Origin of the sequence: Bradyrhizobium sp. 132 (genome assembly GCF_023074185.1) — a bacterium.
In the GTDB taxonomy this organism is placed as follows: domain Bacteria; phylum Pseudomonadota; class Alphaproteobacteria; order Rhizobiales; family Xanthobacteraceae; genus Bradyrhizobium.
Genome location: NZ_JADPKY010000132.1, coordinates 147,654 through 164,790 on the forward strand (window position 1 = coordinate 147,654; position 17,137 = coordinate 164,790).

The 17,137-nt window shown below is 64.9% G+C and carries 12 protein-coding genes; 11 read left to right on the forward strand and 1 reads right to left on the reverse strand.

Translation table 11 applies throughout. The features are described from left to right. Positions 1 to 69 precede the first annotated feature (69 nt). From IVA74_RS28685 to IVA74_RS28730, 10 genes are all read left to right on the forward strand, one after another. Positions 70 to 3,345, forward strand: coding sequence for a transglutaminase family protein (locus tag IVA74_RS28685; protein ID WP_247349823.1), 3,276 nt, complete (start codon positions 70 to 72; stop codon positions 3,343 to 3,345). Between the two features lie 27 nt (positions 3,346 to 3,372). Then, a complete protein-coding gene (locus IVA74_RS28690; protein WP_247349824.1) occupies positions 3,373 to 5,910 on the forward strand; it encodes a circularly permuted type 2 ATP-grasp protein in 2,538 nt (845 codons plus the stop codon). Continuing rightward, on the forward strand, positions 5,907 to 6,785 hold the full coding sequence (locus tag IVA74_RS28695) for a transglutaminase family protein (RefSeq protein WP_247349825.1): 879 nt from the start codon (positions 5,907 to 5,909) through the stop codon (positions 6,783 to 6,785). The genes IVA74_RS28690 and IVA74_RS28695 overlap by 4 nt, the downstream gene beginning before the upstream one ends. Before the next feature lie 218 nt (positions 6,786 to 7,003). Beyond that, positions 7,004 to 7,831 (forward strand): metal-dependent phosphohydrolase, encoded by an 828-nt coding sequence (locus IVA74_RS28700; RefSeq protein ID WP_247349826.1) that lies wholly within the window; start codon positions 7,004 to 7,006, stop codon positions 7,829 to 7,831. A 47-nt stretch (positions 7,832 to 7,878) separates the two neighbouring features. Beyond that, positions 7,879 to 8,769 (forward strand): alpha/beta hydrolase, encoded by an 891-nt coding sequence (locus tag IVA74_RS28705; protein WP_247349827.1) that lies wholly within the window; start codon positions 7,879 to 7,881, stop codon positions 8,767 to 8,769. A 136-nt stretch (positions 8,770 to 8,905) separates the two neighbouring features. After that, on the forward strand, positions 8,906 to 9,532 hold the full coding sequence (folE, locus tag IVA74_RS28710; protein ID WP_247349828.1) for a GTP cyclohydrolase I FolE: 627 nt from the start codon (positions 8,906 to 8,908) through the stop codon (positions 9,530 to 9,532). A gap of 27 nt (positions 9,533 to 9,559) precedes the next feature. After that, positions 9,560 to 11,083: an FAD-dependent oxidoreductase gene (locus IVA74_RS28715; RefSeq protein WP_247349829.1), complete on the forward strand. Its 1,524-nt coding sequence runs from the start codon at positions 9,560 to 9,562 to the stop codon at positions 11,081 to 11,083. Between the two features lie 194 nt (positions 11,084 to 11,277). After that, complete coding sequence (locus IVA74_RS28720) at positions 11,278 to 12,486, forward strand: ABC transporter substrate-binding protein (RefSeq protein ID WP_247349830.1); 1,209 nt, start codon at positions 11,278 to 11,280, stop codon at positions 12,484 to 12,486. 224 nt (positions 12,487 to 12,710) lie between these two features. Next, complete coding sequence (locus tag IVA74_RS28725) at positions 12,711 to 13,931, forward strand: acyl-CoA dehydrogenase family protein (protein ID WP_247349832.1); 1,221 nt, start codon at positions 12,711 to 12,713, stop codon at positions 13,929 to 13,931. Positions 13,932 to 14,267: 336 nt separating this feature from the next. Beyond that, positions 14,268 to 14,759, forward strand: a complete 492-nt coding sequence (locus tag IVA74_RS28730) for a septal ring lytic transglycosylase RlpA family protein (RefSeq protein ID WP_247349833.1) — start codon at positions 14,268 to 14,270, stop codon at positions 14,757 to 14,759. Positions 14,760 to 14,816: 57 nt separating this feature from the next. Here IVA74_RS28730 and IVA74_RS28735 read toward each other — a convergent pair whose 3' ends face one another. After that, the gene (locus tag IVA74_RS28735) at positions 14,817 to 15,725 is read right to left on the reverse strand and encodes a LysR family transcriptional regulator (RefSeq protein WP_247349834.1); all 909 of its coding nucleotides are present in this window, start codon (positions 15,723 to 15,725) and stop codon (positions 14,817 to 14,819) included. 130 nt (positions 15,726 to 15,855) lie between these two features. On the opposite strand from IVA74_RS28735, the gene IVA74_RS28740 reads away from it, so the two are divergent. Then, positions 15,856 to 17,085, forward strand: coding sequence for an MFS transporter (locus IVA74_RS28740; RefSeq protein WP_247349835.1), 1,230 nt, complete (start codon positions 15,856 to 15,858; stop codon positions 17,083 to 17,085). Positions 17,086 to 17,137 lie beyond the last annotated feature (52 nt).

Here is a 17,137-nt window from a genome sequence, read left to right on the forward strand (position 1 = left end):
CGTTGTTCATGCTTGATCGAGGTCACCAGCGGTGTTCTGCTCAAAAAAGCTGCTGGAGCACCGCACCCCGTGTCGATCTACGTCGCATTACACCACGTCACCCACTACAAATACGATCGCCCGATCGATCTCGGCCCGCAGACCATTCGCCTGCGGCCGGCGCCGCACACACGCACGCCGGTCCTGAGCTATTCGCTCAAGGTCACCCCCGCCAATCACTTCGTGAATTGGCAGCAGGATCCGCAGGGAAATTGGCTGGCGCGCTACGTCTTCCCAGAGAAGGCGACGGAGCTGAAGATCGAGGTTGATTTCACGGCGCAGATGACCGTGGTCAATCCGTTCGACTTCTTCGTCGAGCCCTATGCCGACAGCTTTCCGTTCGAATATACCCAGGATCTGAAGACAGAGCTCGCGCCTTATCTCGAGACGATCAAGCCCGATCGCCTGTTCGCGAAATACCTCGACACGATCCCGCACGAAGCCCCGAACACGGTCAACTTCCTGGTCGATCTCAACAAGCGGCTGCGGGAGAAGATTCGCTACGTCATTCGCATGGAGGCGGGCGTGCAGACGCCCGAAGAGACGCTCACCTCCTGCGCCGGCTCGTGCCGCGACTCCGCCTGGCTTCTGATCCAGACCTTCCGTCATCTCGGTCTCGCCGCCCGTTTCGTCTCCGGCTATCTGATCCAGGTCCGTCCCGACATCGATCCGATCGAGGGGCCGCCGGAGGTCGAGAATGATTTCACCGACCTGCACGCCTGGGCCGAGGTCTATCTGCCGGGCGCGGGCTGGATCGGATTCGACGCGACCTCGGGCATGCTTGCGGGCGAGGGGCACATCCCGGTTGCCGCCACGCCGCACTACCGCTCGGCGGCGCCGCTCTCCGGCGGCGCCGGCTTCGCCGAGGTCGAGTTCGCCTTCGACATGAGCGTCCGGCGCATCCGCGAGGCGCCGCGCATCACAAAGCCTTTCTCCGACGAATCCTGGACGCGGCTCAACGATCTCGGCGAGCGGGTCGACGGAGATCTCGCTGCGCAGGACGTCCGGCTCACCATGGGCGGCGAGCCGACCTTCGTCTCCGTCGATGACCTCGAAGCGGCCGAATGGAACATTGACGCCGTCGGTCCGACCAAGCGCGCGCTGGCGGACGATCTGATCCGCCGCCTCCGCACCCGCTTTGCGCCGGGCGGCCTGCTGCATTACGGCGAAGGGAAATGGTATCCCGGAGAGAGCCTGCCGCGCTGGGCCTTTGGTCTCTACTGGCGCAAGGACGGCGTGCCGATCTGGAAGAATGCCGACCTCATCGCCACGGTCGGGACGCCGCGGCGTGCCGAGGTCAGGGACGCCGAAGCCTTTATCGAGGGCACGGCGGCACGGCTCGGCCTAAATCCTGGCTACATCATGCCGGCCTATGAAGATCCCGCCTACTGGTTGCAGAAGGAGGGGGAGCTTCCCGTCAACGTCGATCCTTCCGACTCCAAGCTGTCCGATCCGGAAGAGCGCGCGCGTATGGCGCGGGTGTTCGACGAGGGGCTCGCTACGCCAAAGGGCTTCGTGCTGCCGGTGCAGCGCTGGAACGCGGAAGCGCCGCGCTGGCGCAGCGAGCGCTGGAGTCTGCGTCGCAACCATCTGTTCCTGATGCCCGGCGATTCCCCGCTCGGACTGCGGTTGCCGCTCAAGGCGCTCGAATATGTTCCGCCCGATCGCTATCCTTATATCGTCGAACAGGACCCGATAGAGACGCGGGCCAAGCTGCCGGTGTTCGGCCGCATGCCGCGCCCGCAATCTGCGGCGCCGCAGCTCGCGCTGGAAAGTCTCGACAAATCGGAGCCGGTCCGCACCGCGATGTCGATCGAAGTCCGCGACGGCGTGCTCTGCGCCTTCATGCCGCCGGTCGAGCGCATCGAGGATTATCTCGAGCTGATCGCAGCCCTCGAAGCGACCGCCGAGGAGATGCAGCTCCAGGTCCATGTCGAAGGTTATCCGCCGCCGTTCGATCCGCGCATCGACGTCATCAAGGTGACGCCTGACCCCGGCGTGATCGAAGTCAACGTCCAACCGGCAAAGAACTGGCGTGAGGCGGTCGACATCACCGTCGGGCTTTATGAGGATGCCGCCAAGATTCGTCTCGGCGCCAATCGCTTCCTCGTCGACGGCCGCCACACCGGCACCGGCGGTGGCAATCATGTCGTGCTCGGCGGCTCCTCACCGCAGGACTCGCCGTTCCTGCGCCGGCCGGATCTACTGAAAAGTCTGGTGCTGTACTGGCAGCGTCATCCGTCGCTGTCCTATTTCTTTTCCGGCCTGTTCATCGGCCCGACCAGCCAGGCGCCGCGCATCGACGAAGCCCGCCACGATAGCATTTACGAGCTCGAGGTCGCGCTCTCCCACGTTCCGCCGCCGGGCTATCAGGCGCCGCTGTGGCTGGTGGACCGCCTGTTCCGGCATCTCCTCGTCGACATCACCGGCAACACCCATCGCGCCGAGATCTGCATCGACAAGCTCTATTCGCCGGATGGACCGACCGGCCGGCTCGGCCTCGTCGAATTTCGCGCGCTCGAAATGCCGCCCGATCCGCGCATGTCGCTGGCGCAGCAGTTGCTGATCCGCGCGCTGATCGCAAAACTCTGGCGCGAGCCGCAGGCCGGCAAGTTCGTGCGCTGGGGCACCGCGCTGCACGATCGCTTCATGCTGCCGCACTTCATCTGGGAAGATTTCCTCGAAGTGCTCAGCGAGCTGAAGCAGTTCGGTTATCCGTTCGAGCCGGAATGGTATCTGGCCCAACTCGAATTCCGCTTTCCCGCCTTCGGCCGCGTCCATCATGGCGGCGTGACGCTGGAATTGCGGCAGGCGCTGGAGCCCTGGCACGTGCTCGGCGAGGAGGGCTCGGCCGGCGGCACCGTGCGCTATGTCGACTCATCGGTCGAGCGGCTCCAGGTGAAGACCGAGGGTTTTGTCGAGGGTCGCCATATCGTCACCTGCAATGGCCGCCGCCTGCCGATGACCTCCACCGGTCGCTCCGGGGAAGCCGTGGCCGGTGTCCGCTTCAAGGCGTGGCAGCCGGCCTCCGGCCTGCATCCGACCATTCCGGTGCACGCGCCTCTGACCTTCGACCTCATCGACACCTGGAATGGCCGCTCGCTCGGCGGCTGCGTCTATCACGTCGCCCATCCCGGTGGCCGCAGCTACGACACCAAGCCCGTCAACACCTATGAGGCCGAGGCGAGGCGGCTGGCGCGCTTCCAGGACCATGGCCACACGCCGGGGCCGATGCAGCCGCCGCCCGAAGAACGCACAAGTGAGTTTCCGCTGACCCTCGACTTGCGGACCCCGCTCCTGCAATGAGTATGATGCCGGGGCAGGGAGAGGCGCATGGCCGAGGGCGCAGCCGAAGAGGACGACAGGGCGGGTAGGGCGCAAGGCCAACGTCAAGGCCAACGTCAAGGCCAGCGCCGCTTCGCGCAATGGGTCCGCGACTATCGCCGCCTGCCCGGCATCCCCGACGAATTCCTGGGGCCCGACGGCGCCCCGCGCGCGGTCTGGAGCCGGTTCTTCGACGCCTTCGGCGCGCTCGCGCCCGACGAGGTCGAGCGGCGGTTTGGCATGGCCGACCGACATCTGCGCGAGGCCGGCGTCACCTATCGCGCGCCCGGCGAGAGCGCCGACCGGCCGTGGTCGATCAGCCATCTGCCGCTGCTGATCGACGAGGCCGATTGGAAGCAGCTGTCCGACGGCATCACCCAGCGCGCCGAGCTGCTCGAGCTCGTGCTGCGCGACATCTATGGCGAGGGCCGGCTCGTCGCCGAAGGCGCGTTGCCGGCCGCCGCGATCGCCGGCAGTCCCGAATATCTTCGTCCCGTCTGCGGCGTGGAGCCTCCCGGCGGGCGCTATCTCTCGCTCTATGCCGCCGACGTCGGCCGCGGACCCGACGGCCGCTGGTGGGTGCTCGGCGACCGCACGCAGGCACCGTCGGGCGCGGGCTATGCGCTGGAAAACCGCCTGGTGCTCTCGCGCGCCTTCTCCGACCTCTACAAGTCGATGAACGTCCCGCGCGTCGCGCCGTTCTTCGAGGCGTTTCGAGATAGTCTTCGTGCGCGCGCCGATCGCGACGAGCCGCGCATCGGCGTGCTGACGCCGGGCAGCTTCAGCGAGACCTATTTCGAGCACGCGACGCTGGCGCGCTATCTCGGCTTCCTGCTGGTCGAGGGCGACGATCTCGCCGTCAGCGACGACCATATCCACATCCGCACGGTTGCGGGCCTCAAGCGCCTCGACGTGCTGCTGCGCCGGGTCGATTCCAACTCACTCGATCCGCTCGAGCTCGATGCCTCCTCGCGGCTGGGGGTCGCCGGCCTGATCGACGTGCTGCGCAAGGACGGCGTCGTCGTCGCCAACATGCCGGGCTCCGGCGTGCTGGAGGCGCGCGCGATGCTCGGCTTCCTGCCGGCGCTCAGCCGCCGCCTGCTCGGCGAAGAACTGAAGATGCCGCACATCGCGACCTGGTGGTGCGGCCAGCGCTCGGCGCGCGATGAGGTGCTGTCGCGGCTCGACGAGGTCGCGATCGGAGGCGCCTACCGGCGCGGCGTTCCCGGTTTCGACAACAACGGTCCGGTGCTCGCGAGCGAGCTCGATGCCGGCGCACGCCGGCGCCTGACCGACGCCATCGCTGCGCGCGGCATGGACTATGTCGGCCAGGAGGTGGTGCGGCTCTCGACCATGCCGGTGTGGGAGCAGGGGCAGATCACGCCCCGTCCTTTCGTGCTGCGCGTGTTCGCAGCTGCGACGCCCGACGGCTGGGCCATCATGCCCGGCGGCTTCTGCCGGATCGCCGAGCAGTCGGATGCGCGCGCGGTGTCGATGGGCGACGGCGCGCGCTCCGCCGACGTCTGGGTGATCTCGGACAAGCAGGTCCCGACCGCGACACTGCTGCCTGCGACCGACAAGGTGCGCATCCGCCGCATCGCCGGCGTGCTGCCGAGTCGCGCCGCCGACAATCTGTACTGGCTCGGCCGCTATCTCGAACGCGCCGAGGCGACGCTGCGGCTGGTGCGGGCGCTGGGCTCGCCGAGCGGGCCCAACAAGGGTACTGCCGCCTCGCTGCAATCTGCCGAGCGCATCCAGCGCCTGCTGGTGGCCTGGGGCGCGATCTCGCAAACATCGCGCGCGGCGCCCGGCCGCATCGTTGCCGAAGCGCTGCAGAGCCCGGAGCGTTTCGGCTCGGCATTGTCGCTGGTCCGCGCGGCCCAGCGCACGGCGACCTCCCTGCGCGAGCGGCTATCGCCCGATGCCTGGCAAGTCATCACCGAGATGACCGAGCGGTTGGCTTTGGAGGTCGAGGGCGACGACGGCGTGCTGAGCGCGGCCGAGCTGACCTTGCAGGAACTCGCGAGCTTTGCCGGCCTTGCGCATGAGAACATGAACCGCGCCGCCGGCTGGCGCTTCCTCGATATCGGCCGCCGCACCGAGCGCGCCATCAACACCACGCGTTTTGCCCGGCAGTTCGCCTATGACGAGGCCGGCGACGAGGATCTCGATATCCTGCTGACGCTGGTGGATTGCCAGATCACCTACCGTTCGCGTTATCTGCTGGCGCCGATCCTGGCGCCGGTGCGCGACCTCGCCGTGCTCGACAGCTACAATCCGCGTTCGGTTGCGTTCCAGGTGACGGCGCTGAACGAGCACATTGCGGCGCTGCCGAGCCTGAAGGAGCACGGCCTGATCGAGAAGCCGCAACGGCTTGCGGTCGCGATGCAGGCAATGCTTGCGACCGCGGAGGCCGAGAAGCTCGAGGTCAAGACGCTGTTCGCGCTGGAGCAGGATCTGCTCAGCCTCGCCGAGGCGGTCGGGCAGCACTATTTCCCGCACGGCCCCAATGCCAGCCGCCCGGAAAAGCTGACGGGGCTGGCGTGATCTACGACATCCGTCACGTCACCACTTACGAGTATGAGAATCCGGTCAGCTTCGCCCGCTGCACGCTGCGGCTGGAGCCGAGGGGCGGCAACGACCAGGAGCTGATCTCGCATAATGTCGAGATCCGTCCGCGCCCCGCTGAGCGTCATGTTCGCCGTGATTTTTTCGGCACCCTGACCGAGAGCGTCGTGATCGAGGCCGCGCATCGCACTCTGCGCATCGACTCGCGCTCGCGCGTGAAGGTGTCGCGCCAGCCGCCGGCGCGCGCCGCTGCGAGCCCGGCCTGGGAGAGCGTTCGCGACATCGCCTTCGAGGCGACGAGCCTCGGGCCGTCCTCGCCGGTCGGCTATGTCTTTGCGAGTCCGCTGGTGCCGGTGCTGGGGCCGGTCAGCGCCTATGCGGCGACCAGCTTTGCGCCCGGCGCGGGCATCCTCGCGGGAGCGGTCGATCTCATGCATCGCATCCGCACCGAGTTTCGCTACGACCCCAAGGCGACGGTGATCTCGACGCCGCTCGACGAGGTCTTCGCCAAGCGCCATGGCGTCTGTCAGGATTTTGCCCATGTGATGATCGCGGGCTTGCGCGGGCTGGGCCTGCCCGCGGCCTATGTCAGCGGATATTTGCGCACCATTCCGCCGGCGGGCCAGCCGCGCCTGCAGGGCGCCGACGCCACCCATGCCTGGGTGTCGCTGTGGTGCGGGGCGGAGCTTGGTTGGGTCGATTTCGATCCGACCAACGATCTTATGGTCGCTGGCGACCATATCGTGCTCGCGGTCGGCCGCGACTTTTCCGACGTCTCGCCGGTCGACGGCATCATCGTCGGCTCGCCGAAGCAGAAGCTCGACGTCGCCGTCGACGTGCTGCTGGTGGAATGATTGCGGGTCCTGCCGTCGCGGCGCCGCCCCAGGACTGGGTGTATCGAACCGGCACCGCAACCGCGATATCGCGAGACACCACGGCAACATATTTCCGTATTTTCGTCACGGCATTTGGTCACGCGGCCCAAGATGGGCTATGCTGACGGTTGCGTCGAGGACAACAATGAGACGTCGGGAGTAGGCGTGGGACACCACCGACAAGCGGGGCTGCATCCATGATGACGTTGCCGAGACTGGCGGCCGAGTCCCTCGAGAAGTTGCTCGGTACGTTCATGCGTCGCCGGTACGACGAGACGTCCGCAAGTATTGTCGAGAGCGCGACCCGCACCGCGATGGAATGCATCGGCAACAGCGATGCGCTCTATCACAATATCGAGCATACGATGCTGGTGACGCTGGTCGGCCATTCCATTCTCAGCGGCCGAAGTCTTCATACGCATCTGTCGGCCGCGGACTACGTCCATGTCCTGATCGCCTGCCTCGCCCACGACATCGGCTATGTGCGTGGCCTGTTCGAGGAGGATGACGCCGACGGCTTCGTGATCGATGCGGCCGACACCAAGATCTCGTTGCCGCGCGGTGCATCGGACGCGAGTTTGATGATGTATCACGTCGATCGTTCCAAGCTTTATGTAACGCGGCGGCTGCGGCATATTCCCGGGCTGGATCCGGAACGCATTGCTCGCGCCATTGAGGGCACGCGGTTTCCGGCCCAGGAAGGCCAGGACTATGACGACGAGGCCTCGATCCTGCGCGCTGCCGACTTCATCGGCCAGCTCGGCGACCCCAATTATCTGCGCAAGGCCAACGCGCTCTACTACGAGTTCGAGGAGGTCGGCATCAATCGTCAGCTCGGTTATGACTCGCCGGCCGACGTCGTGAACCGCTATCCGCAATTTTACTGGAACAGCGTCGCACCGCACATCCAGACCGAGATCGGCTATCTCAACAAGACCGAGATCGGCCGGCAGTGGATCGCCAATCTCTACAGCAACGTATTCCGGGCCGAGCGCGACATCTCGCTGTCCGGCCCGCAGAAGTAACGACCGGGTAGTCGGGCTAGGTCTTCGAGCGAGTCCGCAAGCCAATCATGCAACAAAAAACAATCAGCACGGATATTCTCGACATCGCCTATCGCGAATACGGCGCGCCGGACGGCTGGCCTTGCATCATGGGCCACGGCTTTCCCTACGACGTGAACGCCTATGCCGAGACCGCGCCGATCATCGCGCAGGCGGGCGCGCGGGTGCTGGTGCCCTGGCTGCGCGGCTACGGACCGACGCGGTTCCGCTTTCCAGAGACGCTACGCTCCGGCGAGCAGGCGGCGCTTGGTGCCGATCTGCTGGCCTTCATGGATGCGCTCGGCATCAAGCGCGCGGTGGTCGGCGGTTATGACTGGGGCGGCCGCGCGGCCTGTGTGGTCTCGGTGCTGTATCCCGAGCGCGTGATCGGGCTGGTCTCCGGCAATTCCTACAACATCCAGAACATCGCCCGCGCCATGGAGCCGGCCTCACCGCCGGAGGAGGCGGCACTCTGGTATCAATATCTGTTCCACAACGAGCGCGGCCGCCGCGCGCTGGAGCGCAATCGGCGCGGCTTTGCGCGCCAGCTCTGGGCGATGTGGTCGCCGAAATGGACTTTCGACGACACGACGTTCGAGAACAGCGCAATCTCGTTCGACAACCCTGATTTCGTCGATGTCGTGATCCACTCCTATCGACATCGTTACGCGCTGGTCGCGGGCGATCCCGCATACGCCGCGATCGAGGCAAGGCTCGCAGGCCAGCCGCCGATCCGTGTCCCGACCATCGCGGTCGACGGCGACAGCGATGGCGTCAATTTCGGCACGGCGCATCACGCGCGCAAGTTCGAGGGCTTTTTCGAGGCACGCGTGCTCACGGATGCCGGTCACAACCTGCCGCAGGAGCGGCCGGCGGAATGGGCGCAGGCCGTGCTTGATGTGCGGCAAGCGGCGTCATAGAGCCGGGTTTCTCGTCCCACTGTCTCGCCGCCTGCCAGCTTCCGATTTTTCCTGATTCCGGGAACCTTTTCCAATCGCAGCCGTCCAAGCTGTGGGGCCGCTTTCTGTATGCGGTTCGTTGCAGGGGAGGTTCTCGATGAAGACACAAACACGCAGGCTGGAACGTGTCGCGGTCGCGCAGGCGCCGAGCGAACGGCCTGAGAGGGCCGACGTCGAGCAGGCGATCCGCACCATGATCCGCTGGGCCGGCGACGATCCCGCGCGCGACGGTCTACGCGACACGCCGGACCGGGTCACGCGCGCCTTCGAGGAGTATTTCTCCGGTTATGCACAGGATCCGACCGAAATTCTGCAAAAGACGTTCGAGGAGATCGAAGGCTATGACGAGATGATCGTCCTGCGCGGCGTTCGCTTCGAAAGCCATTGCGAGCACCACATGGCACCGATCGTCGGCCGCGCCTGGGTCGCATATATCCCGCAACGGCGCGTAGTCGGCATCTCCAAGCTCGCGCGTCTCGTCGACATCTACGCCAAACGGCTTCAGATCCAGGAGAAGATGACCGCGCAGATCGCCAACACGATCAACGATGTGCTGAGGCCCGAAGGCGTCGGGGTCATCATCAAGGCAACGCATCACTGCATGACCACGCGCGGCGCGCACAAGCCCGGGACCGATCTCGTCACCAGCCGCATGCTCGGCGTGTTCCGCGACAATGCGTTGACACGCCAGGAGCTGCTGGGGCTGGCCAATTCGGTCGATTGATCCGCGACAGTTCAAGGAGGCGACGCCATGACCGAGGACAAGAAGCCAAGCGGGCCCGACCTGTGCAGGGGCGTGTCGCTCGCCGAGTTCAAGGACGGCAAATTGCTCGGCCATGTCGGCGAGGAAGATGTCCTGCTGGTGGAGGCCGGCAGCGAGATCTTTGCGATCGAGCCGGCCTGCAGCCACTATCACGGTCCGCTCGCCGAAGGGCTGGTGGTTGACGACACCATCCGCTGCCCCTGGCATCACGCCTGCTTCTCCTTGCGGTCAGGCGAGGCGACCCGTCCGCCGGCGCTGAATGCGCTGGCGGTGTGGGAGGTCTCGCGCGATCAGGACAAGATCATCGTTCAGCGCAAGCGCGAGATGCCGAAGGCTTCGGTGCCTCACCGTACAGCGCCAGCGCCGGAAAAATTCGTCATCATCGGCGGCGGCGCGGCGGCCTTCGCGGCGGCGCAGACGCTCCGTCGCGAGGGCTTTGCCGGCGCTATCACGATGCTCAGCAATGACAGCGCGATGCCGGCGGACCGGCCAAATCTCTCCAAGGATTACCTCGCGGGCAACGCGCCGGAGGATTGGCTGCCGCTGCGAGGCGAAGACTACTATCAGGACGCCGGCATCGACCTCAGACTCAGCACGAAAGTCTCCGCGATCGAGGCGAAGACGCGCGGCGTGACGCTGGGCAACGGCGACAGGCTGCCGTTCGACCGGCTGCTGCTCGCGACCGGCGCCGAGCCGGTCAGATTGCAGATTCCGGGTGCGGACCAGCCTCATGTCTACACCTTGCGCTCCGTCGCCGACAGCCGCGCCATCATCAAGGCGGCTGGCAGCGCCAATCGTGCGCTGGTGATCGGCGCCAGCTTCATCGGCCTCGAAGTTGCGGCTTCCTTGCGGGCACGCAAGATCGAGGTGCACGTGGTCGCGCCGGACGAACGGCCGATGCAGAAGGTGCTCGGTCCCGAGATGGGCGACTTCGTGCGCGCGCTGCATGAGGAGAATGGCGTCAACTTCCATCTCAAGGACACGGTGGAAAAGCTGGACGGCACGCGCGCCACGTTGAAGAGCGGCGGCGTGATCGAGGCCGAACTGGTCGTGGTCGGAATCGGCGTCAGGCCGCGCCTCGCGCTCGCCGAGCAGGCGGGGCTTGCGACCGACCGGGGCGTCAGCGTGAGCGAATATCTGGAGACCAGCGTATCCGGCATCTTCGCGGCCGGCGACATCGCGCGCTGGCCCGATCCGCATTCACGGCAAACCATCCGCGTCGAGCACTGGGTCGTGGCGGAGCGGCAGGGCCAGACCGCGGCGCGCAACATGCTCGGAAAGCGCGAGCGCTTCGACGCCGTGCCGTTCTTCTGGTCGCAGCACTATGACGTGCCGATCAACTATGTCGGCCACGCCGAGAGCTTCGACGACATCGCGATCGACGGCAGCATTTCCGGCAAAGACTGCCTGCTGAAGTACCGCAAGGGCGGCCGCGTCCTTGCGGTTGCTTCAATTTATCGCGATCTCGACAACCTCAAGGCCGAGCTGGAGATGGAGCGGACGCGCGGCTGAGGCGCCGCTTCCGAGCTTGGTTTGCGTCAATGTATGCTGCCCGCGAGGGCTGCTGTGCTGGCTGTCGTCCCGGCGGCGCCGCTAACCAGCAACTCGACGCAAGACCGCCTCGCGGAACTCCGCTGATCTGACGCGCTGACAGAAGCAGCACGCCGCGCCTGCCTCGCGCGGACGACCATCACCGGGGAGAAAGCATGAAAGCCGCTTTTGTCCTGGCCGCAGCGCTGGCTGCCTGCCTGTCTGCGCCGGCCTCCGCACAAAAATCCTATGGTCCCGGCGTCACCGACACCGAGATCAAGATCGGCAACACCATGCCCTATAGCGGGCCTGCGTCGCCGCTCGGCATCACCGGCAGGGTGATCGCGGCCTATTTTGACGAGGTCAACGAGAAGGGCGGCGTCAACGGCCGCAAGCTCAATCTGCTGTCGCTCGACGACGCGTTCTCGCCGCCGAAGACCATGGAAGCGGCACGGCGGCTGGTCGAGGGCGATGGCGTCGCCTTCATCTTCGCGACCATGGGCACGGCCCCGAGCTCGGCGATCGCGAAATATCTCAACAGCAACAAGGTGCCGCAGCTATTTCTGATCAGCTCGGCCTCGAAGTGGAACGACCCCGCCAACATGCCCTGGTCGATGGCGCTGCCTTGGGCCCCGAACTACACCAGCGAAGCCGCCATCGACGTCGCCTATGCCCGCGCCAAGAACCCCAATGCGCGCTTCGCGGTGCTCTATCAGAACGATGACGCCGGCAAGGAGTATCTGCGCGGCGTCAAGGAAGCGCTTGGCGCCGATGCAGACAAGGCGATCGCGATGGCGTCGAGCTTCGAGGTCGCCGACCCCACCGTCGATTCCCAGGTGCTGACGCTCGCCAACACCAAGGCCGACGTCTTCATGATCTATTCGGTGACGCCGCGCGCTTGCGCCCAGGCGATCCGCAAGGCGCATGAGGTCGGCTGGCAGGCGACGCGCTTCCTCGCCTCCGGCTGCGCCAACAAGGCGACTGTGATGGTGCCGGCCGGGCTCGACGCAGGCAAGGGCGTGCTCTCGCTCGGCTCGCTCAAGCCGTTCGTCGAGGTGCCGAAGGACGATCCGGCGATGACGATCTATATCGACTTCATGAAGAAGCGCCTGCCCAATGCCGACGTCAACAATGTTGCCGGTCTCTACGGCTACACCGTCGCCGAGGCGCTGGTGGTGCTGCTCAAGCAGTGCAAGGACAATCTGACGCGCGAGAACATCATGGCGCAGGCGGCGAACCTGAAGAACGTGCCGCTGTCGCTGCTGATGCCCGGCATCACGCTCAACACCACGCCGCAGGATTTCCGCCCGATCAAGGACGGCTATATGCTCCAGTTCGACGGCAACGACTGGATCGTGGCGAGCGAGCTGTTGCGCGGCACGTGATGGCAAGCCGGCTATCGCGGTTGGTGACGGCGCATCCTTCGAGACGCCCGCTTTCGCGGGCTCCTCAGGATGAGGGCGGAATGCGTAGCGGCAGGTTCAACAGGCGCGAATGCCGCTTAGCCTCACCCTGAGGAGACCGCGGAGCGGTCGTCACGAAGGGCGAAGCGTGCGTCCACCTACCACGGAAGCAAAGTGCGATCACCTTCAGCGAACAGGAGAGCAAAATGGATTTCCACCACTCCGACCGTTCGCTGGAGCTGCAGGAGCGCGTCCGTCAGTTCATGCGGACGCATGTCGAGCCGGTCGAAGAGCTCTATTACGAGCAGGTGAAGCCGGAAGCGACGCGCTACAAGACGCCGCAAGTGTTGCAGGACCTGAAACGGCTGGCGCGCGAGCAGGGGCTCTGGAACCTGTTCCTATCCGGCGAGCACGGACCCGGATTGACGAACCTCGAATATGCGCCCGTGAAGGAGATCATGGGCCGCATCCTCTGGGCGCCCGAAATCTTCAATTGCTCGGCGCCCGATGTCGGCAACATGGAGGTGCTGGCAAATTACGGCACGCCCGCGCAGCAGGAGCGCTGGTTGAAGCCGCTGCTGGAAGGACGCATCCGCTCCGGCTTCTCGATGACGGAGCCGCAGGTCGCCTCCAGCGACGCCACCAACATCCAGTGCCAGATCGAGCGAGACGGCGGCGACTACGTCGTCAACGGCCGGAAGTGGTTCACGTCAGGCGCAATGAACGAGGATTGCGATATCCTGATCGTGATGGGCAAGACCGCGCCCGACGATCCCGATCGTCATCGCCAGCAATCCATGATCCTGGTGCCGAAGGCGACGCCTGGCGTGCGCATCGTCCGGGACATGCTCACTTACGGCTACGACGACGCGCCGGTCGGCCACCCCGAGATCGTCTACGAGAACGTCCGTGTGCCCGCCGAGAACATCCTGCTCGGCGAAGGCCGCGGCTTCGAAATCGCGCAAGGTAGGCTCGGCCCCGGCCGCATCCATCATTGCATGCGGCTGATCGGTTGCGCCCAGCGCGCGCTGGAATTGATGTGCCAGCGCGCGGTCTCCCGCACAGCCTTCGGCAAGCCGCTCGCGGAGCAGGGCTCGGTGCGCGAGGACATCGCACATTCATTCTGCGAGGTCGCGCAGGCGCGCTTGCTCACGTTGCAGGCCGCCGACAGGATGGACCGCGAAGGCAACAAGGCCGCGCGCGACCTGATCGCGGCCGCCAAGATCGTGGTGCCCAGCATGGCCGCCCGCGTCATCGACCGCGCCATCCAGATCCACGGCGCTGCCGGCGTCTCGCAGGATACGTTCCTCGCGCGTGCTTACGTCTACGCCCGCTTCATCCGTATCGGCGACGGACCGGATCAGGTGCATCTTGCGGCAGTGGGGAAGGAGCTGATCAAGCGCGGCGGGGTGATCGGCGTAGGCTAGAGCCTCCTGCTGCCGAACGACGATATGCAACGTCTCCTGCAGTCTCGCGCTGTTGCGGCTTTCACGGAAGTCCCGCAATTCGCTTCTATCGCTGAGCACGTAAGACTCCGGAAGTCGAAATCCGCGGCTCTCGGAGTCATGCTGCTGACGCAATTCCTGTCTTAGACGGCTACAACTAAAACACTGTGCGGGACCGATCTGGTTCCCACAAAGGTTCCGCAGCCGGGGTTCTCGAATCCGCAAAGAATTGGCGCAAGTTCGAAACGCCTCCGCGTTCGCTTGACCATGTTCTGCGGCATCGGGAACCGCACGATCCGGAAAATCAAAGGAGATCTGATGTTGTTCCGCTCGAGCGCCGCAATTTGCGGCGCCCTGGTTGCGCTTGCCGTTTCCGTTACCGTTGCTCGAAGTGCAACAAGTGAGGTTCAGCCAAGCGCTGTCGTCGATGCCGCCTCTGGGGATGCGATCGTTGGCGCAGCATCCACGTATAATCCATTCAAGCCCGGTAAAGAGGAAGGCGGCCCGAGCACAGCCTCCGGCGAGCGTTATGATCCCTCGGTATGGACGGCTGCCATCAAGACGAGCTTGCGTCGGAAATTTGGTGGGGTCCAATTCGGGGCGCGACCGAAATATGCTCTCGTCGAGGCCGTCGGCAAGAAGGTCATCGTCAAGATAAATGACGTGGGGCCGCTCAGGCCCGGCCGCATCATTGACCTCAATGAGCGGACGATGCGCCATTTCGATCCGAGCATGGAGCTCGGTGTCATTCCTGACGTCACAGTCAAGCCACTGTCCGGCGACGATTGGATTCCTGGGCCTGTTGGCTGAACGCTATACCCGAAGGAGGCACAGCACAGCCCTCAGGGATGGCGGAAAAGCTTCGTACTAACCGCGCTTCCTTCGCGCGTCGTGATGGCGTAGCGCGTCGACGATCACCTTGAATGCAGCCGAGTTCTGCCGCGAGGTCGGATAATAGACATAATAGCCATCGAATTTCGGCGACCAGTCGTCGAGCACGATGACGAGTTCGCCGGACCGGATGTGCTGCGCCACCATGTCTTCGGGGACATAGGCGATGCCGAAGCCCTTCACGGCGGCGTCGATCATCGCGCGCGACTCATTGAAGGTCACTTGTCCCTCGATGCGTACCCGCAAGTCAGAACCGTTCTTGGCGAACTCCCATACATAATGACCGCCCGCCGCCTCGCGACGTTTGATGCAGACGTGATCTAACAGATCTTGCGGATGCTTTGGTTTCGGGTGCTCTTTCAGATATCCGGGCGAGGCGACCGCGACGAGCCGCCAATCCGGGCCGATGCGCACCGCGATCATGTCTTTCTCGACACTCTCACCGAGGCGTATGCCTGCATCGAAACCGTCTTCGACGATGTTGCGGAAGGCCGTGTCGAGGCTGAACTCGACTTTGAGATCGGGATATTTTTTCAGGGCCGGCGACAGCTTTGGCCAGACGACCGTTTCCAGCGCATGTTCGGAGAGCGTGATCCGGACGGTCCCCGACGGCGTGTCGCGCAGGGACATCAGCGCCGCGATATCGCGCTCGATCTCTTCGATGCGGGGCGCAACCGAGGCCTGAAGTCGCTCGCCCGCCTCGGTCAGGCCGACGCTGCGGGTCGTGCGCGTGAGAAGCCGCAGGCCCATCTGCGATTCCAGGCGCTTGATCGTATGGCTGAGCGTCGACTGCACGACGCCCAGTTTCGCGGCGGCTTTCGTAAAGCTGCGCTCGCGGGCGACGGCTACGAAAGCCAGCAGATCGTTGAAATCCTGGCTTGCCATGGCTGCGACTATTCATGGCCCGCATCGATCAATGCAAGCAAATTATATCGTCTAATCGAGCACCGACCGGGCCTCTATCTGTTGTCAGGAACAGCGCCAGCCTGGGCGCCTCTCGACATATGGATGCCCGATGGACGTCACAACCGATCAGAAGACAACGCAGCCAATGGCCGCATGGAGTGCGGTTTTCGCGCTGTCGCTGTGCGCCTCGACGCTCGTCGCGTCCGAGTTCATGCCTGTCAGCCTGCTTACGCCGATCGCCAGCGGCCTTCACCTGACGGAAGGACAGGCAGGACAGGCCATTTCCGTTTCCGGGCTGTTCGCCGTTCTGGCCAGTCTGTTCATCTCGGCGGCGACGGCTGGCTTCGATCGTCGCTCGCTCTTGCTGTGGCTGACCGGCCTGATGCTGGTATCTGGGGTCATCGTAGCCTTCGCTCCCAACTATCCAGTCTTCATCGCCGGACGGGCGCTTGTCGGGATCACGATCGGCGGTTTCTGGTCGCTGTCGGCCGCGACGATGATCCGCCTGGTCCCGACCACCGACGTGCCGCGCGCTCTTGCGGTTCTCAATGGCGGCAATGCGCTCGCGACCACGATTGCTGCGCCGCTCGGCAGCTTTCTCGGCCAATACATCGGCTGGCGCGGTGCGTTCTTCTGTGTTGTTCCCGTCGCCGCGCTAACTTTTGTCTGGCAGTTCCTCACGCTGCCGGCGATGCCGAGCCAGGCGCGGGCCAGCGTGGCGGTAGCGTTCAAGGTCTTGCGCCACCCGCAAGTGCCTTACGGCATGCTCGCAGCCGCGCTGTTCTTCCTCGGACAGTTCGCACTCTTCACGTATTTGCGGCCGTTCCTCGAAACGGTAACGCGCGTCGATGTCACGACGATCTCGGCGCTCCTGCTCCTCATGGGGGTTGCGGGTCTCATCGGGACGTCGATCATCGGGTTCGTCATCCGCGAACGTCTCTACATGTCCCTCATTATCATGCCGTTCGCGATGGCTCTGATAGCCGTCGCAGTGACGGCATTCGGTTCGTCACCGATTGCAATTGCCCCGCTGATGTTCCTGTGGGGCTTCATCGGGACGGCCGCGCCCGTGGGTTGGTGGACGTGGGTCAGCAAGGCTTTGCCCAATGATGCCGAAGTAGGCGGCGGCCTGATGGTCGCGGTGGTGCAACTGGCCATCACCACGGGAGCGGCCGGCGGCGGCGTTCTCTTCGACTACAGCGGCTATCAAAGCACCTTTCTGTTCAGCGCCGCCATCCTCGCTCTCTCATCGTCCGTCATTTTGGTCGGAGCCCTTCGACGCAAGGCAACAGCCGACGTTCGATGCGCTGCTTGCGGGTCGGCGAGCCCGGCCTTGTGACGCAGCCTCGCCGACACGCCGAAAAGGAGACCACCAGACAGCAGCGCAGGCC